We start from the raw sequence: 26117 nt of genomic DNA, 5'->3' as shown, positions 1-26117 counted from the left end.
ACCAGAGTCAGCGTCGACGCACCTTGGCCCCTCATGGGGCGTACGGTGTGGCCGACGTTGTGTGTCTGCCGGAGGTTGGATCTTGAACGTGTCCGGATGGGTGTGGGCAGCGACCCTCGTCGCATTGACCGCCGTCCTGCTCGTCGACCTGCTCATCATCGGTCGGCGCCCGCACGAGCCCAGCGTCCGTGAGTCGAGCATCTGGGTCGGCTTCTACGTCGGGCTGGCCCTGCTCTTCGGCGTGGGGCTGTGGCTCGCCGTCGGCCCCAGCGTGGCCGGCCAGTTCTACACCGGGTGGCTCACCGAGTACAGCCTCTCGGTGGACAACCTCTTCGTCTTCGTGATCATCATGGGTCGCTTCGCGGTGCCCCGGCAGTACCAGCAGAAGGTGCTGCTCATCGGCATCCTGCTGGCGCTGGTGATGCGGGGTGGCTTCATCGCCGCCGGCGCCGCCCTGCTCGCTCAGTTCACCTGGGTCTTCTACATCTTCGGCGCGTTCCTGATCTACACGGCGATCAACCTGGCCCGGCAGGGCGAGCCGGACGAGGACGAGTTCAGCGAGAACGTGCTGATCCGGTGGAGCCGCAAGGCGCTGCCCCTGTCCCGGGACTTCGACGGCGCGAAGCTGACCACCCACGAGAAGGGGCGGCGGCTCTTCACCCCGATGCTGATCGTGATGATCGCGATCGGCACCACCGACCTGATCTTCGCGCTCGACTCGATCCCGGCGATCTTCGGCATCACCCAGGAGCCGTACCTGGTCTTCACCGCGAACGTCTTCGCGCTGATGGGGCTCCGGCAGCTCTACTTCCTGCTCGGCGGGCTGCTGGACCGGCTGATCTACCTCAGCTACGGCCTGTCCGTGGTGCTTGGCTTCATCGGGGTCAAGCTGGTCCTGGAGGCCCTCGCCGACAACAACCTGCCGTTCATCAACAACGGCGAGCACGTGGCGTGGGCCCCGCACATCCCGATCTGGCTGTCGCTGGCCGTCATCCTGGGCACCCTGGGGATCGCCACCGCGGCCAGCCTGGTCAAGTCGTCCCGGGACCGGCGCCGCGAGCTGGCCGCGGCGCGACACTGACCGGACCCACACCCGGCGAAATGGGGCGCTCCCGCGGTCGGGAGCGCCCCATTCGCGTACGGAGGTCAGACGCGGTGGGCCGCGACCAGGGTGGCCTCTCGGTAATCGGGAAGCCGCTGCTCGATCACCACGCGCTGGATGTAGCAGGCATGCAGCATCCGCCGGACCTCACCCTGCGGCTCGCTGCTCACGATGCCGATGTGGTGGATCCGGCGGCCGGGCCGGGCGAAGAAGTAGAGGTCGCCGGGGCGCTCCTCGCCAAGCGCCAGGGGGGTGGTCGCCTCGGCCTGGTCGTCGGCGTCCCGGGGCAGCGTCACCCCGTACCGCCGCCAGGCCAGGTGCACCAGACCGGAGCAGTCGATCCCGTGGCTGGAGACCCCGCCCCAGACGTAGACGAGGTCGTGCAGCCGCTCCGCCACGGCGAGCACCTCCTTGGCCTCCGGCCGCTCGGTGGGCAGCGGGACCACGTCGGCCTCGGGCACCCAGAGCGGGTCCACCCGGCCGGGTACGTGCACCGGCCGCCATCCGTCCACCGTCCGGCCCGCTGGTGCGAGACGGGTGCCGAGGACTACGTCGGGCAGAGCCACTGGGCCGTCCGGGGCGGTGCGCAGCGCGGTGAGCGTGGCGTCCACCACCAGCGGGCCCGCCGACGCGTCGGTCGCTGCCGGGGCGGTGAGCTGGGCGGCGGGCAGCCAGCCGGGGTAGCCCCGGGGGTCGAGCTTGGCGGCGGGCTGTTCGAGGGCGACGACCTGCGCCCAACCGTCCGCGCGCAGTTCGGTGACCAGCACCCGTTCGCCGAGCAGCAGCTGGCTCAGCACGCACTCGCCGACCTGCTGGTCGCGGTCCATGCCGGCGACCCAGGCGGCGGTGTCCGGCGTGTCGCCGAGTGCGGCACCGTCGATCGGGCGGACGGCCTCGGGGGCGCTCCATAGGGTCGCGACCGGGACCCGGACGACGGCCTCGCGGCCCGGCTGCAGCTCCACGTCCACTCCCACCTCGCGGTTCTCTCCGGCGACCCTATGAAAAATTTCACCAGCCATCAACTGCGGGCGTGCACATTGACTTCACGCATGGCCGAGATGCCGAGGCCGGGCTCGTCGGGCAGCAGGACGCTCGCGCCGTCGTACCGGATTCCGCCGCCCACCGGTGACCAGGCGAGCCACCATGCGGCGTCGAGGTCGGAGACGGCCGTGGTGCCGTAGGCGGCGACCAGGCTGGCCGCGGCGCCCACGCCCACCGGGCTCTCCATCATCGAGCCGACGATGGTGCCCATCCCGTGCGCGGCGGCCAGGTCGAGCAGCGTCCGCGCGGTGTGCAGGCCGCCGCACTTGGCCAGCTTGACGTTGACCATGTCGGCCGCCCGCCGGCGGATCACCTCGACCAGGTCGCGGACGTCGAAGACCGACTCGTCGGCGAGGATCGGCAGGTCGACCCGGTCGCTGACCCAGGCCAGCCCATCCAGGTCCCTCCGGTGGACCGGCTGCTCGACCAGTTCGACGTCCAGTCCGGCGTCCTCGATGCCCCGGATGACCCGGACCGCCTCGCGCGGGGTCCAACCCTGGTTGGCGTCCAGCCGGATGCGCACGTCGGTGCCGACCGCCGCGCGGACCGCGCGGACCCGGTCCAGGTCGCCCCGGGCGTCGGTGCCGACCTTCAGCTTGAGCACGGTGAACCCCTCGGCCCGGCGCTGCTTCGCGGCGGCGGCCAGGTCCACGGCGTCGCCGGCGGCCAGCGTGACGTCCGTCGGGACGCGCAGGCTGGTGCCGCCGAGCAGCCGCACCAGCGGTACGCCGAGCCGCCGCGCGGCCAGGTCGTGCAGGGCGACGTCGACAGCCGCCTTGGCGGACTCGTTGCCGACCACCGTCCGGCGCACCTCGGCGCAGCGGGCCTGAAGGTCGTCGGCGTCCCGTCCGGTCAGCGTGGGGGCGAGGAGGTCCCGGACGCACGCCTCGGCGCCGGCGATCGACGCCCCGGTGACCTGCCAGACCTGCGGGGCCTCGCCGAACCCGGACCGCCCGTCGCTGTCGACGACCTCGACGACCAGGGTGTCCACCGTGGTCGTGCGGCGCAGCGCGGTGACGAACGGGGTGTGCAAGGGGGCGGAGAGCCGGTGGGTGCGTACCGCGGCGATCGTCATGTGCGGCACCCTATACGGAGGTTTGCCGGCGACTGGGGAGGGCCGATGACGGAACGGGACTGGGCACTGGTGGGCGCACCGAACGCGCGCGACCTCGGCGGTCTGCCGACATCCGATGGGCGGCGGGTCCGCCCGGGTCGGCTGATCCGTACCGCCGCGCTGGGTCGGCTCACCGACGAGGACCTGCCGGTGCTGGGCAAGCTGGCGCCCGCCTGCGTGGTGGACCTGCGGCACGCCAGCGAGCAGGAGGTCGCCCCGCCGGACCGCCTGGCCGGTGAGCCGCGGGTGGTGCACCTGCCGGTCTACGACCCGGCTCACCCCGTCTTCACGTACGTCTCGGCCGTGCTGCTCGGCCACGACCTGAGCGCGTACGAGCAGTTGGCCCGGGAGGGTATGCCGGCGGCGATGGCGGCGATCTACCGGTGGTTCGTCACCGGGGAGTCCGCCCGCGCCGGGTTCGGGGCGGCCGTGCGGCTCGCGGCCGAGGGGGCGAACCTGCCGCTGCTGTTCCACTGCTCGGCCGGCAAGGACCGGACCGGCTGGCTGTCGGTGGTGCTGCTGACCGCGCTCGGCGTGGACGAGGCGGCGATCCGGGCCGACTACCTGCGGCACAACGAGTTGACCGAGAGCTTGCGCGAGGTGCTGCTGGCGGCGATGACCCGGGGGCGGTCGAATCTGGACCCGGCGAGCGCGCGCCCGCTGCTGGAGGTGCGGCCGGAATACCTGGATGCCGCGTACGACGAGGTCCGGCGGGCGCACGGCTCGTTCGGGGCGTACCTGCGCGACGGGTTGGGCGTGACCGACGAGACGGTCGCCGCGCTGCGCGCGCAGCTGCTGGAGTGAGCCCTGGCCGCCGGCCCGCCCGTCGGCGGGCCGGCGGGGTGCGGTCAGTCGGCCAGGTCGTGCCGGGATGCCCAGACGTGCGCGGAGACGTGCGCGATCAGGCGGCAGGCGTCGTCGTCCTCCTCGCCGCTCGGGCCGCCGTCGGCCAGGTCGGTGGTGGTGCAGACGACGATCGCGTACGGCGGCGCGTCGGCCGGGAAGACCACTCCGGCACCGTGCCGGATGCCGCGCACCCAGCCGTTCTTGTGCGCGATCCGGGTTCCCGCGGGCAGCCCGGCGGCGAGGTCCTCACGGTGTTCCTGGGCGAACAGGACGTCCAGCATGGACGCGCAGCCGGCCGGGGAGGCCAGCGGGCCGGGCTCCCGGGCGCCGCGGGCCAGCCCGCCGAGCAGGGCGGCGAGGTCGGCCGCGGTGACCAGGTTGTCGATGCCCGCCTCCCGGGCGGCCGAGTCCTCGATGCCGCGGCCGGTGACGCTGTGCCGCGCCCCGCTCAGCGCCCACGCCTCGGCCACCGCCGGCAGTCCCACCGCGCCGATGACGATGTTGGTGGCCAGGTTGCTGGACCGGACGATCATGCGTTCGGCGAGCCAGCGCAGCGACGCGGTGCTGCCGACCCGGTCCCAGACCGCGTCGTCGTTGTCGTAGTCCCGGGCGTTGGCGAACCGGGGTGCGCCCGGCAGGGCGGAGTCGAAGGCGTTGTGCACCGGCACCGGCGCGTCCAGGTCCAGCCGGCCGGCCTCGGCAGCGCGGTGCAGCGCCACCAGCACCCCGACCTTCATGGTGCTGGCCGCGTAGTGGGTGGCGTCGGGCAGGCGGGTCCAGGTGGGCGGGGCGCCCAGCCGCCCCACGTACGCGGAGATGGTGCCGGGCGCCTTGTCGAGGTACGAGTCGAGATCCTCCCAGGTCATGCCGGTGACCGTAGTCGATCGCCGGCGGGGCTGCGGCCCGCCCGACGGCCGTCTAGCGTGCGGGGGGTGACGACCGCCGCGTACGACGCCATCGCCGACTGGTATGAGCAGTTCGTCACCGACACCTCGGCGGACTACCAGCTCCGGGTCCGTCGCCAGCTCGCCGACCTGCTCGGCAACGGGCCGGGTCGTTGTCTCGATGTCTGCTGCGGCACCGGGGTGCACGCCGCCGAGCTGCGTCGGCTGGGCTGGCAGCCGGTCGGGGTCGACCTGTCCGGCGGGCAGCTGCGGTACGCCCGTACCCGGCTGCCGGTGGCCCGGGGCGACGCGGCTCGGCTCCCGGTCGCCGACGCGAGCGTCTGTGCGGTCACCTGTGTACTCGGGCACACCGACCTGCCCGCCTACCCGGCGGTGGTCGCGGAGGCCGCTCGGGTGCTCGTCCCCGGCGGGCGCTTCGTCCACATCGGCGTGCACCCCTGTTTCATCGGCCCGTTCGCGGACCGTTCCGACCCGGCGCGCATCGTCATCGACGGTGGGTACGGCGAGCGGGAGCGCAGCTTCCGGTCGTGGAACTCCAGCGGCGTCCGGGCCCGGGTGGGTGCCTGGCACGTGCCGCTGGCGGATCTGCTCAATGCGGTCACCGCGGCCGGCCTGGCCCTCGCCCGCGTCCAGGAGTCCGGTGCCACCCCCATCCCCGACATCCTGGCCTTCCAGGCCACCAAACCCGCCTGACCTACGCACGCCCCGCGATGACCCCGGTTTGATCATCGGGTTGGCGGCGATTTTCCGCTTCAGGACTGCCGCCAACTCCATGATCGACGCCGGGGCCGCGGGTGGGGGAAGGGTGGAGCCCGGGCCGCTGGGGGCGGTCCGGGCTCCGGGGTGGGCTGGGGTCAGCCGGCGTGCTTGCGGCGGGCGGCCATCCGGCCGCGCTGGGTCTGGTCGAGGGTCACCTTGCGGATGCGGACCGCGGCCGGGGTCACTTCGACGCACTCGTCCTCGCGGCAGAACTCGAGGGCCTGCTCCAGCGACAGCTTGCGCGGCGGGATCAGCTTCTCGGTCTCCTCCGAGGTCGAGGAGCGCATGTTGGTGAGCTTCTTCTCCTTGGTGATGTTCACGTCCATGTCGTCGGAGCGGGAATTCTCCCCGACGATCATGCCCTCGTACACCTCGGTGCCGGGCTCGATGAAGAGTTGGCCGCGCTCCTGCAGGTTGGTCATGGCGAACGCGGTGACCGCGCCCGAGCGGTCGGCGACGAGCGAGCCGGTGGCCCGGGTCCGCAGCTCGCCGAACCACGGCTCGTACGACTCGAAGACGTGGTGCAGGATGCCGGTGCCGCGGGTCTCGGTGAGGAACTCGGTGCGGAAGCCGATCAGGCCCCGGGCCGGGACCAGCCACTCCATCCGGATCCAGCCGGTGCCGTGGTTGACCAGCTGCTCCATCCGGCCCTTGCGGGTGGCCAGCAGCTGGGTGATCGCGCCGAGGTACTCGTCGGGGGCGTCGATGGTCAGCCGCTCGACCGGCTCGCAGGTCTTCCCGTCGATCTCCCGGGTGACCACCTGCGGCTTGCCGACGGTCAGTTCGTACTGCTCGCGGCGCATCTGCTCGACCAGGATGGCCAGCGCCAGTTCGCCGCGGCCCTGCACCTCCCAGGCGTCGGGACGCTCGGTGGGCAGCACCCGCAGCGAGACGTTGCCGATCAGCTCCTTGTCGAGGCGGTCCTTGACCATCCGGGCGGTGACCTTGGCGCCCTTGACCCGGCCGACCAGCGGCGAGGTGTTGGTGCCGATGGTCATCGAGATGGCCGGCTCGTCGACGGTGATCAGCGGCAGCGGGGCGGGGTTCTCCGCGTCGGCCAGGGTCTCGCCGATCATGATCTCCGGGATGCCGGCGACGGCGATGATGTCGCCGGGGCCGGCGCTCTCCGCCGGCTTGCGCTCCAGGCCCTCGGTCATCAGCAGCTCGGAGATGCGGACCCGCTGGGTGCTGCCGTCGGTGCGGCACCAGGCCACGGTCTGGCCCTTGCTGATGGTGCCCTGCCGGACCCGGCACAGCGCCAGCCGGCCCAGGAACGGTGAGGCGTCGAGGTTGGTGACGTGCGCCTGCAGCGGCGCGTCCTCCTCGTACGCGGGCGCCGGGATGGTGTCCAGCAGGGTGCGGAACAGCGGCTCCAGGTTGTGGCTGTCGTCCGGCACCGCGCCGTCGGCCGGCTGGGTCAGCGAGGCGATGCCGTCGCGGGCGCAGGCGTAGACGATCGGGAAGTCGATCTGCTCCTCGTCGGCGTCCAGGTCGAGGAAGAGCTCGTAGGTGTCGTCCACGACCTCCTTGATCCGGGCGTCGGGCCGGTCCACCTTGTTGATCACCAGGATGATCGGCAGCCGGGCCTTGAGGGCCTTGCGGAGCACGAACCGGGTCTGCGGGAGTGGGCCCTCGCTGGCGTCGACCAGCAGCACCACCCCGTCGACCATGGTCAGGCCGCGCTCGACCTCGCCGCCGAAGTCGGCGTGGCCCGGGGTGTCGATGATGTTGATGGTGACCGGGTCGGACCCGTCCGCCGGCAGGTAGTGCACGCCGGTGTTCTTGGCCAGGATGGTGATGCCCTTTTCCCGCTCGAGGTCCATCGAGTCCATGACCCGTTCGGTGACCTCACCGCGGGCGCCGTAGGCGCCGGCCTGCCGCAACATGGCGTCGACCAGGGTTGTCTTGCCGTGGTCGACGTGGGCGATGATGGCGACGTTGCGGAGGTCGGTGCGAAGCTGCATACCCTCCATACTCCTGTCTGCGGTTGCCGGGGCGCGCGTCGGGGTCACCCCGAGATCGCCCGGATGTCTGCCGAAACTGCTGTTCCGACCGTTCCAGTGACTGGCATGCTGGTCCTCGTGCGGGGGACCGGATGCCTGACCTGCTGACGTGGCTGCAGGCCCTGCCGGCCCTGCTGATCTACCTGGTCGCCGCGATGATCGTCGCGGGTGAGACCGCGGTGATCTTCGGACTGCTGGTGCCGGGCGAGGCGACCCTGCTGCTGGTCGGCTTCCTAGCGTACGCGGGGACGCTACGGCTCGTCCCCACGCTGCTGGCCATGACAGCCGCCGCCGTGATCGGTGACACACTCGCCTTCCGGGCTGGCTGCCGGTACGGGCCCCGGCTACGCGCCTCCGGCCTCGGTGCCCGGATCGGCGCCGACCGGTGGCAGCGGGCCGACTCGCTGCTCGACCGGCTCGGCGGTCGCGGTGTGCTGGCCGCCCGCTGGGTGGCCTTCGCCCGTACCCTGGCGCCCCGGCTGGCCGGCGCGGCGGGCCTGCCGTACCGGCGGTTCGCGGCGTGGAACCTGGCCGGGGTGGTGAGCTGGGTCGGCGCGTCCGTGCTGGCCGGATACGCCGCCGGCGAGTCGTACGCGCAGGTGTCCCGGCTGCTCGGCCGGGCCACCGGGGCGGTGCTGGTGCTGCTGCTCTGCCTGGTCGGGGTGGTGCTGGCCGGTCGCTGGCTCGGCCGCAACCCGGACCCGGCCCGGGCCCTGGCCGCCCGGGCGGCCGCCGTGCCCCCGCTGCGCTGGCTGCGCGCCCGGTACGGGGTGCTGTTCTTCCTGGTCGCCATGCGGATCGGGCCGGCCTGGACGCTGCTGCTCAACCTCGCTGCCGGCCTGCTGCTGCTCTTCACCGCCGGCCTGGCCGTCGCCGCGGTGCTGGAGGCGGTGGTCCGGCACAGCGGGCTCGGGGTGGTCGACGGCCTCATCGCGGAGTGGTTCGCCGCCCGGCGTACCCCCGGGGTGGCCGACGCGGCGCTGGCCGCCGTCTCGGTGCTGCGCGGGTCGTCCCTGATCGCCGCGGTGGCGGTCGTCGCGGCGGTGCTGGCCTGGCGGAGCCGCCCCTGGCGGGCCGACCTGCTCAGCGTGGTCGGCACGGTGGGGGCGTTCGTGCCGCTGGTCGTGCTGGCCGTGGTCGCCGACCTGACCGGCCCGGGCGGTCCTGGCGACACGCCGGTGCTCCTGCCCACCCAGATCACGGTGGTGACGGCGAGCTTCGGCACGCTGGCCTGGCTGCTGTCCCGCGGGGCGCGCTGGCCGGTCGCCGTGGCGGTGTGGACGGGTGCCGTGGCCGGGGTGTTCGCCGTCGGCGGCGCCCGGCTCTACCTGGGCTGGAGTACGGCCAGCGGCACCGCCACGTCCGTCCTGCTCGGCGCCGCCTGGACCACGGTGTTCATGGTCGCCTGGGCCACCCGGGACCGGGCCGTCGGCGTGGCCGATCCGCCGTCCACAACGGAGCCCGACGGCCCGGCGGAGTGGCTGGGGGCGGGGCATCTGCCCCGACCGCGCCCGTCCGGAGCGGCGTCGCCCGCCCCCCAGGGCCCCGCCGATCCTGCTTAGGGTGCTGCGGCTCGCGGCGGATCCGGCCCGGCCACCAGAACCGGTCGCCGAGCACGAACGCCAGCGCCGGCACCAGCACCGTCCGGACCAGCAGCGTGTCCAGCAGGACGCCGACGCAGACGATGACGCCGATCTGGGTGAGCGTGATCAGCGGGAGCACGCCCAGCACGGCGAAGACCGCCGCGAGCAGCACCCCGGCGCTGGTGATCACCCCGCCGGTGACCCGCAGCGCGGAGCGCATGCCGGCGCGGGTGCCGGCCTCGCGGGCGTCCTCGCGGGCGCGGGTGACCAGGAAGATGTTGTAGTCCACCCCGAGGGCCACCAGGAACACGAAGGCGAGCAGCAGCACGCCGCTGTCCAGCGCCGGGTAGTCCAGCAGGTGGTCGAAGAGCAGCCAGGCCGCGCCGAGGCTGGCGAAGAACGAGGCGATGACGGTGAGCACCAGCAGGACCGGCGCCAGCACGCCGCGCAGCAGTAGCACCAGCACCGCCCCGACGAGCAGCAGGATGATCGGCAGGATCACCCGCAGATCCTGTGCATCCGCCCGGGCCGAGTCGTAGGTGGCAGTGACCGTGCCGCCGACCACCGCCCCCGGCGGGGCCTCGGCGCCGGCGACGGCGGGCGGCGCGGAGTCGGGTACCGCGGCGACCGCGTCCCGCAGCGCCTCGACGGCGCGGTCCGAGGCGGCGGTGCCCGGCTCGGCCGCGAGCACGACGTCGACCTGGGCGACCCGGTCGCCGGTCGCGCCGGGCCGGGCGGCGGCGATGCCGTCGACCTGCTCGGCGGCCGCCAGGACGGCCGGCACCGCGCCGGGGTTGGTCAGCACGGCGACCGGCTGGGTGGTCCCGGCCGGGAAGGCACGGGCGAGGGTCTCCGCGCCGGCCACCGCTTCCGGCTTCACCCGGAACTGCTCGGTCTCCGACAGCCCGGTCCGGATTCCCAGGCCGCCGAGGGCCAGGCCGGCGAGGAGCAGCGTGGCGAGCGCCGCGACCGGCACCGGCCGGCGGACGACGACGGCACCGAGCCGCCCCCAGAGCCGGCCTTCCCGGGCCGGGCTGCCGATCCGGGGCACGAACGGCCAGAACAGGCCCCGCCCGAAGATCACCAGCGCGGCGGGGAGCACGAACAGCGCCGACAGCATGGCGAACGCGACGCCGGTGGCGCAGGCGACCGCGAGGGCGCGGTTGGTCTCCTGTTCGGACAGCAGCAGGGTGAGCACGCCGAGGACCACGGTGGAGCCGCTGGCCAGGATCGGCTCGGCGGTCCGGCGCAGGGCGGCACGCATCGCGGTGAACCGGTTCTCCGTGCGGCGCAGTTCCTCCCGGTAGCGGGCGATCAGCAGCAGGGCGTAGTCGGTGGCGGCGCCGAAGACCAGCACGCTGGCGATCCCGGTGACCTGGCCGTCCTGGAGGTGGATCCCGAGCGCGGGCACGAGCGTGTCCACGGCGCGCTGGGTGAGCTGCTCGGCCGCGGCGACCACGAGCAGCGGCACGATCCACAGGAACGGGCTGCGGTAGGTGACGAGCAGCAGCAGCGCCACGACGGCGGCGGTGACCGCGAGCAGCGTGACGTCCGCGCCCGCGAAGACCTTGGTGAGGTCCGCGGTGATGGCCGGCGCGCCGGTCACCGCCACGGTCAGCTCGTCGGGCAGGTCGGCCAGGGCGGTGCGGAGCTGTGCCACCTCGTCGACCACGGCCTGCTGGCCGCCGGCGGTGGACAGCGGCACGGCGACCAGCGCCACCGTGCCGTCGGGGGAGAGCTGCGGCGGGGCGACCCGGCCACCGACGGCGAGCCGCCCCAGCGCGGCCGACGCGCCGGCGAGGGCGGTCCGGTCGGACCCGGTCAGCGGTGTCCCGTCGGCGCGGTTGATCACGACGACGGCGGGCTGGCCGCCGCTGGCCGGCAACTGCTCCTGCAGGCGTTCGACCTGCGTCGACTGCCACCGGATGGAGAGGCCGGTGGCGGAGACGGGGGCGGGGTTGTCGGGTCGGGGCAGCCCGAAGACGATCACGCCGACGACGAGCGCGACGGCCACGGTGAGCCAGGCGGCCAGCCGGCTCCGGGCGACGCGGGTGAACAGTGACATGGGGATGCCCTCACGGTCCTCGGGATCGAATCTCGCCTGGCAAGTATCTTGATGGGCGAGATTATCTGCAGCTGCTCTATGCTGCAACCGGAGCGGTCGGACAGGGGGCAGCGGCGAGACGTGGCAGCGCAGAGCATGTACCGGCGGCGGGACGACCGGCGCGGGCAGATGATCGCCGACATCACCAACGACCTGCGGCGCTACTCGGTGGACGCGCAGCACGTCGGGCACGCGTTCGCCGGCCTGCACGGGCTCAACGTCACCGACCTGCACGCCCTGATCGCAGTGATGGACGCCGAACTGGTCGGTGACCCGATCACCCCGGGCCGCCTCGGGGAGCAGCTCAACCTCTCCTCCGGCTCGGTGACCGCGCTGATCGACCGGCTGGAACGGGCCGGCCACATCCGGCGCGACCGCGACACCGCCGACCGCCGCAAGGTGTTCCTGCACTACGCCGATCAGGGCGCCGCCGTGGCCCGCAGCTTCTTCGGCCCGCTCGGCCGGCGCACCGACGAGGTGATGGCCCGGTTCAGCGACGAGGAGCTGGCGGTCGTCCACCGGTTCATGGCCGAGATGGTGGTCTCGATGCGGGAGCACCGGGACGCCGTCCGCGCGGCCCGGGGCGAACCGGCCCGACGGGCGGCGGGCGCCGACCCGGCCGCCGCGGGATCGCCCGCGGACTGAACATGGACGGGCTGCTCACCCGGCTCGCCGCCGCCGCGCTGCGGCTGCCTGCCGTCCGGACGCGGCGGGTCGCGGTGAGGCGGGACATCCCGGTCCGGGTGCGGGACGGGGTCACGCTGCGCACCGATCACTACGCCCCGGATCTGACGGGCGCGCCCACCGTGCTCATCCGGACCCCGTACGGGCGCGGTGGGCCGATCCGGCTGCTGGGCCGGCTCGTCGCCGAGCGCGGCTACCACGTGGTGATCCAGTCCTGCCGGGGTACCTACGGCTCCGGCGGTGCGTTCGTCCCGCTGGTGCACGAGCGCGACGACGGCCTGGACACCCTCGACTGGCTGCGCCGGCAGCGCTGGTGGTCCGGGTCGTTCGGCACGTTCGGCGCCAGCTACCAGGGCTTCGTGCAATGGGCGCTCGCCGCCGAGGCGGCCGACGAGCTGCGCGCGATGGTCATGGTGGTGACCGCCTCGGCCACCCGGGATTCGACGTACGCGGGGGAGTCGTTCGCGCTGGACACCGTGCTCACCTGGGCGGAGCTGCTGCAGGCGCAGACCGTGCCCTGGCTGGCCCGGCAGTGGGAGCTCCGGCGGGGGCAACCCCGGTTGGTCCGCGCGCTGGCCCACCTGCCGCTCGCCGAGGCGGATCACATCGCCACCGGGGTGACCGTGCCGTTCTTCCAGGAGTGGTTGCGCCACCACACTCCCGACGCCGACTACTGGCGGCTGCGGGTCTTCGGCGACCGGATCGCCGACGTGCGGGCGCCGGTGGCGATGATCAGCGGCTGGCACGACATCTTCCTCCCCGCCCAGCTCGACGACTACGCCCGGCTCCGGTCGGCCGGGGCCCGGCCCCGGCTGACCGTCGGCCCGTGGACCCACGGCAGCCCCGGGCTCCTGGTGGCGGCCCTCAGGGAGGGACTGGACTGGCTCGACACGCACCTGGCCGGCCGCCGGGCGGTCCGGCGTGCACCGGTGCGGGTGCACGTCGGCGGCGTCGGCGGCGGCTGGCGGGACCTGCCCGACTGGCCCCCGCCCGCCGTGCCGACCCGTTGGCACCTGCACGCCGGCCAGGCCCTCGACCCGGCCGCGCCGGCGTCTTCCCCGCCCGACCGGATCTGGTACGACCCGGCCGACCCCACCCCGTCGCTCGGTGGCCCGCTGCTGGTCGCCCAGCGGGCCGGCGCCGTGGACAACCGGCCGGTGGAGGCCCGGCCCGACGTGCTGACCTACACCAGCGAGCCGCTGGACGGCCCGGTCGAGGTGGTCGGCCCGGTCCGCGCCGAGATCCACGTTCGCAGTGAACTCTCCTACCTGGACGTCTTCGTCCGCCTCTGCGACGTGGACCACCGCGGTCGGTCCTGGAACGTCTGCGACGGCCTGGTCCGGGTGGCGCCGGGGCGTTTCCCGGTCGATCCGTCCGGCGCGGTCCGGGTGCCGGTCACCCTCTGGCCGACGGCGTACCGCTTCGCGCCGGGGCACCGGCTGCGCGTGCAGGTGTCCGGCGGTGCGCACCCGCGCTACGCGCGCAACCCCGGCACCGGAGAACCGCTGGGTACAGCCGTCACCCTCCGTGCTGGATGGCGGGAGGTGCTGCATGACCCCGCGCATCCGTCCGCCCTGGTGCTGCCGCAGGCCGCGGCAGCGCCCGCAGCCCCTTCATAGTTGCAGATAGTGCCTCTGACCTGGGCAGTTGCCTGTCGGCGTGGATATTCTCGGGTCAGTTGCCCGGCGCCGTGCACCGTACCGACCGGGTGCGTCCCCGGATCGTCCGCATCACGCGGAGTGATTGTCGTGCCCGGCCGGCTGGCGATCCACAAGGGGGGAATCCGATGACGCGGGCCCCGAACAACCTGTTGGCCGTCCGCAATTTGCTGCTCACCCACCTCAACGTCGACAAGAAGGCCGTGCGGCCGGAGGATCTCGAACCCGGCGAGGTCGGCATCGTCGGCGACGCCAACCACCGGGGCGGATACCACTGCGGCTCCGACCGGGTCGTGAAGAACGACTACTCCGTGGTGGAGTCCACCCGGGACTCCTCCGGCCTGACCCTGGACGCGTCCGCCCTGGACGTCGGGATGTTCACGGTCCGCTCCGGCGGCCGGACCCACAACCTGCGCACCTTCTCCGCCTGGTGCGTCGCGCAGTGCGTCGCCAACGAGTCGGACGCGCGGGACCTCAGAGAGATCATCTACTCGCCGGACGGCAAGGTGGTGAAGCGGTGGGACCGGCTGCGGAAGCGCACCACCGGCGACTCCAGCCACCTGACGCACACCCACTTCAGCTTCTTCCGCGACTCCACCAAGGCGGGCCGGGACCAGACCCCGCTGTTCCGCCGCTACCTGACCGGCATCGGACTTCTGGAGGACCCCATGGCCCAGTTCACCGACGCGCACGCCGCTGTCCTCAACCAACTCGCCGCGGTGCTGCCCACCCTGGTCAGCCAGTCCGGGTACACCGACGGGCGGATGGAGGCCATCGCCAACGGCCGCACCAAGATACGGAGCGACCTGAAGGGGGCCGGCGGGCCCGTGTGGCTCGTCGACCAGGTGAACGGCATCCGCGCCGACCTGGCCACGGTCGCCGGCCGGCCACCGGTCGACGTGCCGGCGTTGGCCGCCGCGCTCGCGCCGCTGCTGCTGGCGCAGCTCACCCCGGAGGCGATCGCCGCCGCGTTGTCGCCGGAGATCGCCCGGCAGGTCGCCGACGAGCTGTCCCGGCGGCTGGCCGCCTGACCGGCCGGCGCGCCCGGCTGGGGATGCGCTTCGGCGGCGGTCGGGCGCGCCCGACCGCCGCCGCCGGCACGAAACTACATCGGGTGGACGTTGTCCGCCTGCGGGCCCTTCTGCCCCTGGGTCACCTCGAACTCGACCTTCTGACCCTCCTGCAGCTCGCGGTAGCCGCTGCTCTGGATGGCCGAGTAGTGGACGAACACGTCCGGACCCCCGCCGTCCTGCTCGATGAAGCCGAAGCCCTTTTCCGAGTTGAACCACTTGACCGTGCCGGTTGCCATGCGTCTCTCCCTGTTCAAAGCGGGTGAGCACCGGCCGCAGCCGATGATCGCCCTGTACCTTCCCGACAGTAACCGGCCGAACCGGGATCCGCTGGCGGAAGTGCCGGCGTGCCTCGCGAATACGCGTCGAGCGGAAAAATCCCTCCGCGTGGAGTCGGCACCCGGCATGCTTGGCCCGATGAGGGCACAGACCGCGCTGGCCGACCTGGAACGGGAGATCGCCGCGCCCGGCGGCGGCATGGACCGGCTCCGGCTGGTCGCCACGCCGTTCGTGCCCGAGGTACGGCTGCACGTCGCCGAGGACGCGATCCTCTGGTGGGCCCGGATGGAGGCGGCCGCCGGACAGTCGCTGCCGCCGCCGTACTGGGCCTCGGTCTGGGCCGGCGGCCAGGCGCTGGCCCGCCACCTGCTCGACCATCCCGAGCTGGCCGCCGGCCGGCGGGTGCTCGACCTGGCCGCCGGGTCCGGGCTGGTGGCCATCGCCGCCGCGCTCGCCGGGGCGGCGCGGGTGGTCGCCAACGACGTCGACCCGTACGCGGTAGCCGCCGTCACGGTCAACGCCCGGGCCAACCGGGTGGCCGTGGCCGCCACCGCCGGCGACCTGCTGGACAGCACTGTCCGCACCGACCTGCTGCTGGCCGGGGACATCCTCTACGACGCCGCGCTGGCCGAGCGGGTGCTGCCGTTTTTGCAGCGGGCCGCCGACCGGGGTGTCCAGGTGCTGGTCGGCGACCCCGACCGGGGACACCTGCCGCCGGACCGGCTGGAGGTGGTCGCCAGCTACCCGGTGCCGACCACCGAGCCCTCGGTCGACTCCCCGGTACGCCGGGTGCAGGTGCTGCGTCCACGATGACCGGTGCCGGTCGGTTCGGGGCGACCCCGAGCCGAAATCAGGGGAGGGTGGGGGATCCGGCCGGATGTGCGCCCGTAGCGGGGGCCATAGCGTACGCGGAATGACGGATTTGCTGGCCCAGGTCGGGGAGCTGCCCACCACCCTGCTGATGGGGATGCTGGGCATGGTCATGCTCGCCGACGCCGTACCCCTGATCGGGGTGCTGGTGCCCGGCGACGCCGCGGTGCTCGCGGCGGTCGGCGCGGGCCGGCCGGCGACCGGGCTGGCCACCGTGGCGGCGGTGGTGGCCGGCTGCCTCGCCGGCTGGTCGCTGAGCTTCCTGGCCGGGCGGCGCTGGGGCGAGCGGCTGCGGCGCAGCCGGCTGGGTGACTGGATCGGTGAGTCGCGCTGGGTGGCCGCCGAGGCGCTCCTGCACCGTGGCGGCGGCCGGATGGTGCTGGTCGCCCCCTTCCTGCCGGTGTTCAACGCGCTGCTGCCGCTGGCCGCCGGCGGACTGCGGATGCCGTACCGGAGGTTCGTGGCCTGCGCGGCGCTCGGCGCGACGCTCTGGGCCGGCGCCTACGTGGCGCTGGGCATCACCGCCCGGGCGCTGACCGGGCTGCTGCCCGGGGTGCCGAACCCGTCGGTACTCACCATGGCGGTCGGCCTCCTGCTCGCCGCTCCGGTGCTGCTCGGCACCCGGCGCCGGCTCCGCGCGGTGATCGGCGCGGGCGCGGCGTCCTGAGTGGGCCGGCCGGAAACCTGACGCCGTCGGCGCCGACCCGCCGGGCCGGGGCCGACGGGCGGCTCACCAGCCGCGGGCCCGCCACTGCGGCAGGGCAGGGCGCTCGGCGCCCAGCGTGCCGTCCTTGCCGTGCCCCGGGTAGAACCAGGTCTCGTCCGGCAGCCGGTCGAACAGCTTGTGCTCGACGTCGTCGATGAGCTGCCCGAACCGCTCCGGCTCCCGGTCCGTGTTGCCGACGCCGCCCGGGAAGAGGCTGTCGCCGGTGAACAGGTGCGGGATGCCGGACGGGTCGCGGTAGAGCAGCGCGATCGAGCCCGGGGTGTGGCCCTTGAGGTGGATCACCTGCAGGCCGCAGCCACCGACCGCGATGGTGTCGCCGTCGCGGAGCGGCTCGGCGGGGATCGGCAGCCCGTCGGCGTCGTCGGCGTGCACCAGCGGGCGGGCCCCGGTCTTGGCGACCACCTCCTCCAGGGCCACCCAGTGGTCCATGTGCCGGTGCGTGGTGACCACCGCGGTGAGCCCGCCGTCGCCGACCAGGTCGAGCAGGCGCGGCGCCTCGTTCGCGGCGTCGATCAGCAGCTGCTCGCCGGTGTCCCGGCAGCGCAGCAGGTAGGCGTTGTTGTCCATCGGACCCACCGACACCTTGGTGATGGTGAGCTGGTCGAGCTCGCGGACGGCGGGCTCGCCGCCGGGCGTGACGTCTCCGGTGTAGGTCATGGGACAGCTATATCCATTCCGGTGGGTTCGGCAGGGGACCGTCGGGAGTGACGGTGAGCACCTCGCCCGCGGTGCGGCCGATCAGCCAGGCGGCGAGGTCCGGCGCGGCGCCGGAGACGGTGGGCGCCCCGGCCCGGTCGCCGATGCCCAACTCGTGGCAGCCGCTGCCGGGGAAGCGCAGCACCATCGCGGGTGCGGCGGCCCGGTCGGCCAGGTCGGCGGCGACCTCGTGCAGCAGCCGGTGGCTGAACGCCGCCGGCCAGTCCGCGGGCCGGTAGCCGGCGGCCAGATCCACGTGGTGCACCTCCACCTCGCGCAGCCGGCCCCAGACCAGCAGGGCGGCCACCCGGGGGCCGCGCGGTGTCTGCACCGTCGCGGTCCACGCCTCGGGCGGCATGGCGGCGACCGCCGCCGCGAACCGGCCCGCGGACCGGCGCAGGTCGTCCAGGTGGGCGGCCGGCGGCCGGGCGGCGCCGCCCTCGATGTCGGCCACCCGGGCCGCCGGGCTGGCGTACATCGGAACGGCCTCGCCGGTGCGGGCGGCGGTGAGCAGGTTGACGAAGCCGTCGGCGTTGCGGGCCAGGTGGGTCAGCACATGCCCGCGGGTCCAGCGCGGCAGCAGCGAGGCGGCGGCGACGTCCCCGGCGTCGAAGCCGGCCACGGTACGCAGCAACCGGGCGGTGGCGTCGGCCACCTCGCCGGTCAACAGCAGCGGATCGTTGCTCACGGCGCCACCTCACCTCGCGACTGCGGGGCTCGCAGAACCGGCTCACTCCTCGCGCTCACGAACCGACCCTAACGGTCGGGCGCCGTCGCGTCGTCGGGGAAATCGCTTTCGGCGCGTCGGCCCGCGCCCTTACCGTCGGTCCGACGGCTTCAGGTCGCGGCGCGGCGCCAGACGCGCCGAGCTGAAGTCGGCGTCGAACGCGGCACCGGGAGTCGGGACGGAGGTGGTGAGCATGCCGGTCCTAGCACGCGTGTTCCGCCATGAACCCCTCGACACCGATGAGGACACCATGACACTCGATCTGACCGCCCTCGGCTGGGACGCCGACTGGGCGGCACACGTACGACGGCGCACCGACCACCGTCCGGGCCGGGTGGCCCGGGTCGACCGGGGGATCTGCACCGTGCTCTGCCCGGAAGGCCCGGTCCGGGCCAGCCTGGGCGGCGCGGTGCTGGCCGCCGCCGCCCGCGACCTGACCGCGCTGCCCTGCGCCGGTGACTGGGTGCTGCTGGCCACCTGGCCGGACGGGCCGGTGACCGTCGAGGCGGTGCTGCCCCGCCGCACCGCGCTGGTTCGCCGTACCGCCGGCAAGGACGCCAGCGGCCAGGTGCTCGCCGCCAACCTGGACGCCACCGCGGTGGTGGAACCGGTGCACCCCGAGCCGGACACCGCGCGGATCGAGCGGCTGCTCTCCCTGGCGCACGAGTCCGGGGCCGAGCCGCTGCTCGTACTCACCAAGACGGACCTGGCCGCCGACCCGGCGGCGGTCGCCCGGCAGCTCGAAGCCGTCGCACCCGGGGTGCCGGTGCTGCCGGTCAGCGCCGAGCGCGGCGCCGGGTTGGGCCCGCTGCGCCGGTACGTCGCGCCGGGGCGGACGCTCGGGCTGCTCGGGCCCTCCGGCGCGGGCAAGTCGAGCCTGGTCAACGCGCTCGCCGGGGCAGACGTGATGCGGACCCAGGCGATCCGCCGGGTGGACGGCAAGGGCCGGCACACCACCACCTGGCGGGCGCTGGTGCCGATCCCCGGCGGGGGCGCGGTGCTGGACACCCCGGGCGTCCGGGCGGTCGGCCTGCTGGACGGCTCGGCCGGGCTGGACCGGGCCTTCGCGGACATCGCCGAGCTCGCCGCCGGCTGCCGCTACGCCGACTGCGCACACGAGGCCGAGCCGGCCTGCGCGGTGCGGGCGGCACTGGAGAGCGGGGAACTGTCCGTCCGGCGCTGGGAGAGCTGGCGCCGGCTCCAGCGGGAGGTGGCGTACGAGAGCCGGCGCCGGCAGGCCCGGCTGGCCGCCGAGCGGCGAGGAAGCTGGCGGGGCGAGCGGCGGCGCGCCGCGCGTCCGGCGTCGCCGCCGCCTCCCGGCGGATACTGAGTCGAGCACCGGTCGCGGCGGCCCGTCGGAGCCGGCGCGACCGGGCCGACCTGGGGGAATGTGCGCACGACGAAAGTTGTCGTACCTCAGGGCTAGAGTTGCTCGGGCGTCTTCCCTGCGCCTCGACAACCTCGAAAAACCGCTCAGACCACGCTCCGAGCGGACAGATCCGCCTCACATTCTTTCTCCGGGAGCACACGCACCGTGGCCGACCGACTGATCATCCGTGGCGCGCGCGAGCACAACCTCCGTGACGTCAGTCTCGACCTGCCCCGGGACGCCCTGATCGTCTTCACCGGCCTCTCCGGGTCCGGCAAGTCGAGTCTGGCGTTCGACACCATCTTCGCCGAGGGCCAGCGCCGCTACGTCGAGTCGCTGTCGTCGTACGCCCGGCAGTTCCTGGGCCAGATGGACAAGCCCGACGTCGACTTCATCGAGGGGCTCAGCCCCGCGGTCTCCATCGACCAGAAGTCCACCTCGCGCAACCCGCGCTCCACCGTCGGCACCATCACCGAGGTCTACGACTATCTCCGGCTGCTGTTCGCCCGTATCGGCGAGCCGCACTGCCCGATCTGCGGCGAGCGGATCTCCCGGCAGACCCCGCAGCAGATCGTCGACCGGGTGCTCGGCATGGCCGAGGGCACCCGGTTCATGGTGCTCGCCCCGGTGGTGCGCGGCCGCAAGGGCGAGTACGTCGACCTCTTCGCCGAGCTGCAGGCCAAGGGCTACGCCCGGGCCCGCGTCGACGGCGTGGTGCACCCGCTGACCGAGCCGCCCAAGCTCAAGAAGCAGGAGAAGCACACCATCGAGGTGGTGATCGACCGGCTCAGCGTCAAGCCCAGCGCCAAGCAGCGGCTGACCGACTCGGTCGAGGCGGCGCTCGGCCTCTCCGGCGGGCTGGTGCTGCTCGACTTCGTCGACTTGCCCGAGGACGACCCGGCCCGGGAGCGCCGCTACTCCGAGCACCTGGCCTGCCCCAACGACCACCCCCTCGCGATCGAGGACCTGGAGCCCCGGGTCTTCTCCTTCAACGCCCCGTACGGCGCGTGCCCCGAGTGCACCGGCCTCGGCACCAAGAAGGAGGTCGACCCGGAGCTGGTGATCCCGGACCCGGAGCGCACTCTGCGCGACGGCGCGATCCAGCCCTGGTCGACCGGGCACAACCTGGAATACTTCCTCCGCCTGCTGGAGGCCCTCGGCGAGGCCGAGCATTTCGACATCGACACGCCGTGGCGGGCGCTGCCGTCCCGGGCGCAGAAGACGATCCTGCACGGCTCCGACGACCAGGTGCACGTCCGCTACCGCAACAAGTACGGCCGCGAGCGCTCCTACTACACGGGCTTCGAGGGCGTGGTGCAGTGGATCGAGCGCCGGCACACGGACACCGAGTCGGAGTGGTCGCGGGACAAGTACGAGGGCTACATGCGGGACGTGCCCTGCGCGGCCTGCGGGGGCGCCCGGCTCAAGCCGGAGGTGCTCGCGGTCACCCTGGCCGGCAAGAGCATCGCCGAGGTCTGCAACCTCTCCGTCGGCGAGGCGGCCGACCTGCTGGCCGGCATCGAGCTCACCGACCGGCAGAAGATGATCGCCGAGCGGGTGCTCAAGGAGATCAACGCCCGGCTGAAGTTCCTGCTCGACGTCGGGCTGGACTACCTCTCCCTGGACCGCCCGGCGGGCACCCTCTCCGGCGGTGAGGCGCAGCGCATCCGGCTCGCCACCCAGATCGGGTCCGGCCTGGTCGGCGTCCTCTACGTGCTGGACGAGCCGTCCATCGGCCTGCACCAGCGGGACAACCACCGGCTGATCGAGACGCTGCTGCGACTGCGCGGGCTGGGCAACACGCTGATCGTGGTGGAGCACGACGAGGACACCATCCGGGTCGCCGACTGGATCGTCGACATCGGCCCGGGCGCCGGCGAGCACGGCGGCAAGATCGTGCACAGCGGGTCGGTGCCGGCGCTGCTGGAAAACGCGGAGTCGGTCACCGGGGCGTACCTGTCCGGGCGGAAGGTGATCCCGACGCCGGGCCACCGCCGGCCGCAGACCCCCGGTCGCGAGCTGGTGGTGCACGGGGCGCGCGAGCACAACTTGCGCAACCTCACGGTGAACTTCCCGCTCGGCCAGCTCATCGCGGTCACCGGGGTCAGCGGCTCGGGCAAGTCCACGCTGGTTAACGACATCCTGTACACGGTCCTGGCCAACCAGATCAACGGCGCCCGGCTGGTCCCCGGCCGGCACACCCGGATCAGCGGCCTGGAGCACGTGGACAAGGTGGTGGGCGTCGACCAGTCGCCGATCGGGCGTACGCCGCGGTCCAACCCGGCCACCTACACCGGCGTCTGGGACCACATCCGCAAGCTTTTCGCGGAGACCACCGAGGCCAAGGTCCGGGGGTACGGGCCGGGCCGGTTCTCGTTCAACGTCAAGGGCGGCCGCTGCGAGGCGTGCTCCGGCGACGGCACCATCAAGATCGAGATGAACTTCCTCCCGGACGTCTATGTCCCCTGCGAGGTGTGCAAGGGCGCCCGGTACAACCGGGAGACCCTCGAGGTGCACTACAAGGGCAAGACGGTCGCTGAGGTGCTGGACATGCCGATCGAGGAGGCGGCCGAGTTCTTCTCCGCCATCCCAGCCATCCACCGGCATCTCAAGACCCTGGTCGACGTGGGTCTCGGGTACGTCCGGCTGGGCCAGCCCGCCCCGACGCTCTCCGGCGGTGAGGCGCAGCGCGTCAAGCTCGCCTCGGAACTGCAGAAGCGCTCCACCGGTCGGACCGTCTACGTGCTGGACGAGCCCACCACTGGCCTGCACTTCGAGGACATCCGCAAGCTGCTGATGGTGCTGGAGGGTCTGGTCGACAAGGGCAACACCGTGATCACCATCGAGCACAACCTCGACGTGATCAAGACGGCCGACTGGATCATCGACATGGGCCCCGAAGGCGGCCACCGGGGCGGCACGGTGCTCGCCACCGGCACGCCCGAGGAGGTCGCCGAGGTGCCGGAGAGCCACACCGGCCAGTTCCTGCGTCCGATGCTCAAACTCGACGGCGAGGCCAAGGGCGCCACGGCGGCCACCACCCGGGCGGCGCGGGCCAACGGCACCGCCAGGTCACGTGCCCGTAAGGTGCCAGCCGGAGCCCGCTGAGCCGAGCGCCGCGGCGGCCCGGCGCACCCGCCGGCCCGCCGCACGGCCCGTCCGCGCGTCCGGGCGAAGCCGGGGCGTTCTGGGTTTCGGTACCCATTTGGTGACGCGCTCGTATGAACCGCGCGGCACAGTCATCCGTGTCCAGAAATGGACACGGATCATGATGGGTGGCGGCAGTCGAGAGAGAGGCCGGACATGAGTGACGATCAGGTGGGAAACGAGCCGGGTACGCAGACGCGCCGAGCCCTGCTCGCGGGCGCCGGCGCGGTCGGCGCGGCAGTGGTGCTCGCCGCCTGCGGCGACAACGAGGGCTCGGGTTCGGGGACCCCGGCGCCGACCAGCGGCGGCCCGGGCGCGACCGGCGCCGGCGACGCCGGGGGCGGTAACCGGGACAGCATCGGCCCGCTGACCCGGACCACCGACATCCCGGTCGGCGGCGGCGCGGTGTTCGCCAGCAAGGGCGTCGTGATCACCCAGCCGGAGCCGGGCCAGTTCAAGGGCTTCGACCCGATCTGCACCCACCAGGGCTGCCCGGTGTCGAATGTCGACGGCGGCACCATCAACTGCACCTGCCACAACAGCAGGTTCTCGATCGTCGACGGATCGGTGAAGCAGGGCCCGGCCACCCGGCCCTTGGCCCCGAAGAACATCAAGGTCACCGGCGACCAGATCACCCTCGCCTGAGTGCTCGGCGGCGTCCCCCGCCCGCGGGTCCGGGTGGGGGACGCGTGGCGGCGGTGGGGTGTCGGGGGTGCGGACTAGGCTTGCGGCGTGGCTGACCCCTCGACCTATCGTCCCGCACCCGGCACCATCCCGGAGTCGCCAGGGGTCTACCGCTTTCGCGACGGCACCGGCCGGGTGATCTATGTCGGCAAGGCGCGAAGCCTGCGCAGCCGGCTCAACTCCTACTTCGCCGACCCGGTCAACCTGCACCAGCGCACCCGGCAGATGGTTTTCACCGCCGAGTCGGTGGACTGGATCACCGTCGCCACCGAGGTCGAGGCGCTCCAGCAGGAATACACCTGGATCAAGCAGTACGACCCGAGGTTCAACGTCCGCTACCGCGACGACAAGTCGTACCCGTACCTGGCGGTGACCCTGGACGAGGAGTATCCGCGGCTCCAGGTGATGCGCGGCGCCAAGCGCAAGGGGGTCCGCTACTTTGGGCCGTACTCGCACGCCTGGGCGATCCGCGAGACGCTGGACCTGCTGCTCCGGGTCTTCCCGGCGCGGACCTGCTCCTCCGGCGTGTTCAAGCGGGCCGGTCAGGTCGGCCGCCCCTGCCTGCTGGGCTACATCGGCAAGTGTTCGGCGCCCTGCGTCGGCAGCGTCACCGCCGAGCGGCATCGGGAGATCGTCAACGGCTTCTGCGAGTTCATGGCCGGCCGCACCGACACCATGGTCCGGCGGCTCGAACGGGAGATGCAGGAGGCCAGCGAGGAGCTCGAGTTCGAGCGGGCCGCCCGGCTGCGTGACGACCTGGCCGCGCTGCGCCGGGCCATGGAGAAGCAGACGGTGGTGCTCGGCGACGGCACCGACGCCGACGTGGTGGCCTTCGCCGACGACCCGCTCGAGGCCGCGGTCCAGGTCTTCCACATCCGCGATGGCCGGGTACGCGGCCAGCGCGGCTGGGTGGTGGAGAAGACCGAAGACCTGAGCACCGGCGATTTGGTGCACCACTTCTGCACCCAGGTCTACGGCGGCGAGCAGGGCGAGGCGGACGTCCCCCGCGAGCTGCTGGTCCCGGAGCTGCCCAGCGACGTCGACGCGCTCGCCGACTGGCTCTCCACGCGCCGGGGCAGCCGGGTGTCGTTGCGGGTCCCACAGCGTGGCGACAAGCGGTCGCTGCTGGAGACCGTGGAACGCAACGCCAAGGACGCGCTCGCTCGGCACAAGCTCAAGCGGGCCGGCGACCTGACCACCCGCAGCAAGGCCCTCGACGAGATCGCCGAGACGCTCGGCATGCGGACATCGCCGCTGCGCATCGAGTGCTTCGACGTCTCGCAGATCCAGGGCACCGACGTGGTCGCCAGCATGGTCGTCTTCGAGGACGGGCTGCCCCGCAAGAGCGAGTACCGACGGTTCATCATCCGGGGTGCCAGCGACGACCTCTCCGCGATGTCCGAGGTGCTCCGCCGGCGCTTCGCCCGCTACCTCGACGCGCGCGCCGAGACCGGGGAGATCGGCGAGGAGACCGCCGGCGACCCGGACCGGCCCGGCATCGACCCCACCACCGGGCGTCCGCGCCGGTTCGCGTACTCGCCTCAACTGGTCGTGGTTGACGGCGGCGCGCCACAGGTGGCGGCGGCCGCGCAGGCGCTCGCCGAGCTGGGCATCGACGACGTGGCGCTCTGCGGGCTGGCCAAGCGGCTGGAGGAGGTCTGGCTGCCCGACGACGAGTTCCCGGTCATCCTCCCGCGCGCCTCGGAGGCGCTCTACCTGCTGCAACGTGTCCGTGACGAGGCGCACCGGTTCGCCATCACCTTCCACCGGCAGCGGCGCTCGAAGCGGATGACCGAGTCGGCGCTCGACAACATCCCCGGCCTGGGCGAGGTACGCCGGAAGGCCCTCCTGCGCCACTTCGGCTCGCTCAAGCGCCTCTCCGCCGCCACGGTCGAAGAGATCAGCGAGGTGCCCGGGGTGGGGAAGCGGACGGCGGAGGCGATCCTGGCCGCCCTCGACGAAGGCGCCAAGCCGACTCCCACCCCCTGACTCGCCCCAGCCCGCCGCGCGTCCCAGGTCTCTGCGAGAAACGGTGCCGCGCCGGTCGGTGCCGCGCATGTGCCCGGTCTGGCCGTCACGAGGGTGCGCGGGCGACGAGGTGCCTGCGTCAACATCGCCCCGCCAGCCATCGGAGTGGTTTGACGGAACGTGACGGCCGGCTGATTGGCCTTGAGGCACGCACCGTAACCGATAGGCGTCTTGACGAATACGCACGCCAGCCCCCGGAGAGGGGGCTGAGCAGGTGTTTCCTCCGCCAGCTTCGCAAAGGGGAATTGTCCCCGTCCTCGCTTTGCTCTGCAGCCGGATACGCAGCTGTCACGTTCTGTGGGTGTTGCGTATGTGGCTGCAGAGCAAAGCAGGGTGCGGATGGGTCTGGTCCGCCACGGGATGTGACGGTGGGTGAGGGTTGACGTGCGCGTGCCGGCACCCGCACCACAACCCCGGCTAATGGCCGGTGCCCTCCGTTGATCCACTCGAGATCCCGCAAACGGCGGTATCCATCACCTACGACACCGCCACATACCGCACATGAAGTCGATCACCGTGCCCCTGCGCGACCACGAGGCGACACTTTCGGGGAAAGTGGCCCCTCAGAGCGCCAGAAGGTCGGCTGTTCGCCCCGGAGGTCCGTCGACGCCCGTTCGGTCCCGGCCTGTGCGGGATGGGCTGTCTGGTTGGGGTCTGGTTGGGCGTGGTGTGTCGTCCGGTTGGGGGGCTGGCTGTCCGGTGGCCGGGGGTGGCCCGGTGG

At 73.0% G+C, this 26117-nt stretch carries 20 protein-coding genes and 1 pseudogene; 13 read left to right on the top strand and 8 right to left on the bottom strand.

Features of this window, described 5'->3' with window-relative positions:
* Positions 1–82 precede the first annotated feature (82 nt).
* Positions 83–1081 carry a TerC family protein gene (locus tag A6A27_RS07520; RefSeq protein ID WP_073833820.1) on the top strand — a complete coding sequence of 333 codons (999 nt, stop codon included), beginning with the start codon at positions 83–85 and terminating at the stop codon, positions 1079–1081.
* Between the two features lie 65 nt (positions 1082–1146).
* Here A6A27_RS07520 and A6A27_RS07515 read toward each other — a convergent pair whose 3' ends face one another.
* Together A6A27_RS07515 and A6A27_RS07510 are read right to left on the bottom strand one after the other, a co-directional pair.
* Entirely contained in the window at positions 1147–2064 is a 918-nt protein-coding gene (locus A6A27_RS07515) for a C40 family peptidase (protein WP_073833937.1), read from the bottom strand.
* 56 nt (positions 2065–2120) lie between these two features.
* The gene (locus A6A27_RS07510; protein ID WP_073833819.1) at positions 2121–3218 is read right to left on the bottom strand and encodes a mandelate racemase/muconate lactonizing enzyme family protein; all 1098 of its coding nucleotides are present in this window, start codon (positions 3216–3218) and stop codon (positions 2121–2123) included.
* A gap of 45 nt (positions 3219–3263) precedes the next feature.
* Between A6A27_RS07510 and A6A27_RS07505 the strand changes: the two genes are divergently transcribed.
* Positions 3264–4061 (top strand): tyrosine-protein phosphatase, encoded by a 798-nt coding sequence (locus A6A27_RS07505; protein ID WP_073833818.1) that lies wholly within the window; start codon positions 3264–3266, stop codon positions 4059–4061.
* A 44-nt stretch (positions 4062–4105) separates the two neighbouring features.
* On the opposite strand, the gene A6A27_RS07500 is transcribed toward A6A27_RS07505, so the two are convergent.
* Positions 4106–4969 carry a serine hydrolase gene (locus tag A6A27_RS07500; RefSeq protein WP_073833817.1) on the bottom strand — a complete coding sequence of 288 codons (864 nt, stop codon included), beginning with the start codon at positions 4967–4969 and terminating at the stop codon, positions 4106–4108.
* A gap of 66 nt (positions 4970–5035) precedes the next feature.
* Between A6A27_RS07500 and A6A27_RS07495 the strand changes: the two genes are divergently transcribed.
* Positions 5036–5701, top strand: a complete 666-nt coding sequence (locus A6A27_RS07495; RefSeq protein WP_073833816.1) for a class I SAM-dependent methyltransferase — start codon at positions 5036–5038, stop codon at positions 5699–5701.
* A gap of 161 nt (positions 5702–5862) precedes the next feature.
* Here A6A27_RS07495 and typA read toward each other — a convergent pair whose 3' ends face one another.
* A complete protein-coding gene (gene typA / locus A6A27_RS07490; protein ID WP_073833815.1) occupies positions 5863–7731 on the bottom strand; it encodes a translational GTPase TypA in 1869 nt (622 codons plus the stop codon).
* 131 nt (positions 7732–7862) lie between these two features.
* Here typA and A6A27_RS07485 point away from each other — a divergent pair, with 131 nt between their 5' ends.
* Entirely contained in the window at positions 7863–9332 is a 1470-nt protein-coding gene (locus A6A27_RS07485) for a DedA family protein (protein ID WP_073833814.1), read from the top strand.
* Between the two features lie 13 nt (positions 9333–9345).
* Here A6A27_RS07485 and A6A27_RS07480 read toward each other — a convergent pair.
* Positions 9346–11418: pseudogene (locus tag A6A27_RS07480) on the bottom strand (MMPL family transporter); the annotation flags it as partial.
* A 135-nt stretch (positions 11419–11553) separates the two neighbouring features.
* Here A6A27_RS07480 and A6A27_RS07475 point away from each other — a divergent pair.
* The 3 genes from A6A27_RS07475 (at position 11554) to A6A27_RS07465 (ending at position 14830) form a co-directional block, all read left to right on the top strand.
* Complete coding sequence (locus A6A27_RS07475) at positions 11554–12102, top strand: MarR family winged helix-turn-helix transcriptional regulator (protein ID WP_073833813.1); 549 nt, start codon at positions 11554–11556, stop codon at positions 12100–12102.
* Between the two features lie 2 nt (positions 12103–12104).
* Positions 12105–13760 carry a CocE/NonD family hydrolase gene (locus A6A27_RS07470; protein WP_073833812.1) on the top strand — a complete coding sequence of 552 codons (1656 nt, stop codon included), beginning with the start codon at positions 12105–12107 and terminating at the stop codon, positions 13758–13760.
* A gap of 167 nt (positions 13761–13927) precedes the next feature.
* A complete protein-coding gene (locus A6A27_RS07465; RefSeq protein WP_073833811.1) occupies positions 13928–14830 on the top strand; it encodes a hypothetical protein in 903 nt (300 codons plus the stop codon).
* Between the two features lie 74 nt (positions 14831–14904).
* On the opposite strand, the gene A6A27_RS07460 is transcribed toward A6A27_RS07465, so the two are convergent.
* Positions 14905–15108, bottom strand: a complete 204-nt coding sequence (locus A6A27_RS07460) for a cold-shock protein (RefSeq protein WP_073833810.1) — start codon at positions 15106–15108, stop codon at positions 14905–14907.
* 178 nt (positions 15109–15286) lie between these two features.
* Between A6A27_RS07460 and A6A27_RS07455 the strand changes: the two genes are divergently transcribed.
* Both A6A27_RS07455 and A6A27_RS07450 read left to right on the top strand, forming a co-directional pair.
* On the top strand, positions 15287–15961 hold the full coding sequence (locus A6A27_RS07455) for a class I SAM-dependent methyltransferase (protein ID WP_073833809.1): 675 nt from the start codon (positions 15287–15289) through the stop codon (positions 15959–15961).
* A gap of 100 nt (positions 15962–16061) precedes the next feature.
* Positions 16062–16685: a DedA family protein gene (locus tag A6A27_RS07450; protein WP_073833808.1), complete on the top strand. Its 624-nt coding sequence runs from the start codon at positions 16062–16064 to the stop codon at positions 16683–16685.
* Positions 16686–16748: 63 nt separating this feature from the next.
* Here A6A27_RS07450 and A6A27_RS07445 read toward each other — a convergent pair whose 3' ends face one another.
* Both A6A27_RS07445 and A6A27_RS07440 read right to left on the bottom strand, forming a co-directional pair.
* Positions 16749–17402, bottom strand: a complete 654-nt coding sequence (locus tag A6A27_RS07445) for an MBL fold metallo-hydrolase (RefSeq protein ID WP_073833807.1) — start codon at positions 17400–17402, stop codon at positions 16749–16751.
* Positions 17403–17409: 7 nt separating this feature from the next.
* The gene (locus A6A27_RS07440; RefSeq protein WP_073833806.1) at positions 17410–18129 is read right to left on the bottom strand and encodes a maleylpyruvate isomerase family mycothiol-dependent enzyme; all 720 of its coding nucleotides are present in this window, start codon (positions 18127–18129) and stop codon (positions 17410–17412) included.
* Between the two features lie 289 nt (positions 18130–18418).
* Here A6A27_RS07440 and rsgA point away from each other — a divergent pair, with 289 nt between their 5' ends.
* The 4 genes from rsgA to uvrC all read left to right on the top strand — a co-directional run bounded on the left by rsgA (position 18419) and on the right by uvrC (position 25357).
* The gene (gene rsgA, locus A6A27_RS07435; RefSeq protein WP_073833936.1) at positions 18419–19498 is read left to right on the top strand and encodes a ribosome small subunit-dependent GTPase A; all 1080 of its coding nucleotides are present in this window, start codon (positions 18419–18421) and stop codon (positions 19496–19498) included.
* 204 nt (positions 19499–19702) lie between these two features.
* A complete protein-coding gene (gene uvrA / locus A6A27_RS07430) occupies positions 19703–22645 on the top strand; it encodes an excinuclease ABC subunit UvrA (RefSeq protein ID WP_073833805.1) in 2943 nt (980 codons plus the stop codon).
* Positions 22646–22840: 195 nt separating this feature from the next.
* Complete coding sequence (locus A6A27_RS07425) at positions 22841–23329, top strand: Rieske (2Fe-2S) protein (RefSeq protein WP_073833804.1); 489 nt, start codon at positions 22841–22843, stop codon at positions 23327–23329.
* A gap of 87 nt (positions 23330–23416) precedes the next feature.
* Complete coding sequence (gene uvrC, locus A6A27_RS07420) at positions 23417–25357, top strand: excinuclease ABC subunit UvrC (protein WP_073833803.1); 1941 nt, start codon at positions 23417–23419, stop codon at positions 25355–25357.
* The last annotated feature ends 760 nt before the right edge of the window (positions 25358–26117 follow it).

Source organism: Micromonospora sp. CB01531 (assembly GCF_001905095.1).
In the GTDB taxonomy this organism is placed as follows: domain Bacteria; phylum Actinomycetota; class Actinomycetes; order Mycobacteriales; family Micromonosporaceae; genus Micromonospora.
Note: the sequence above shows the minus strand (reverse complement) of the source record. Positions and strands in the feature narration are given on the sequence as shown.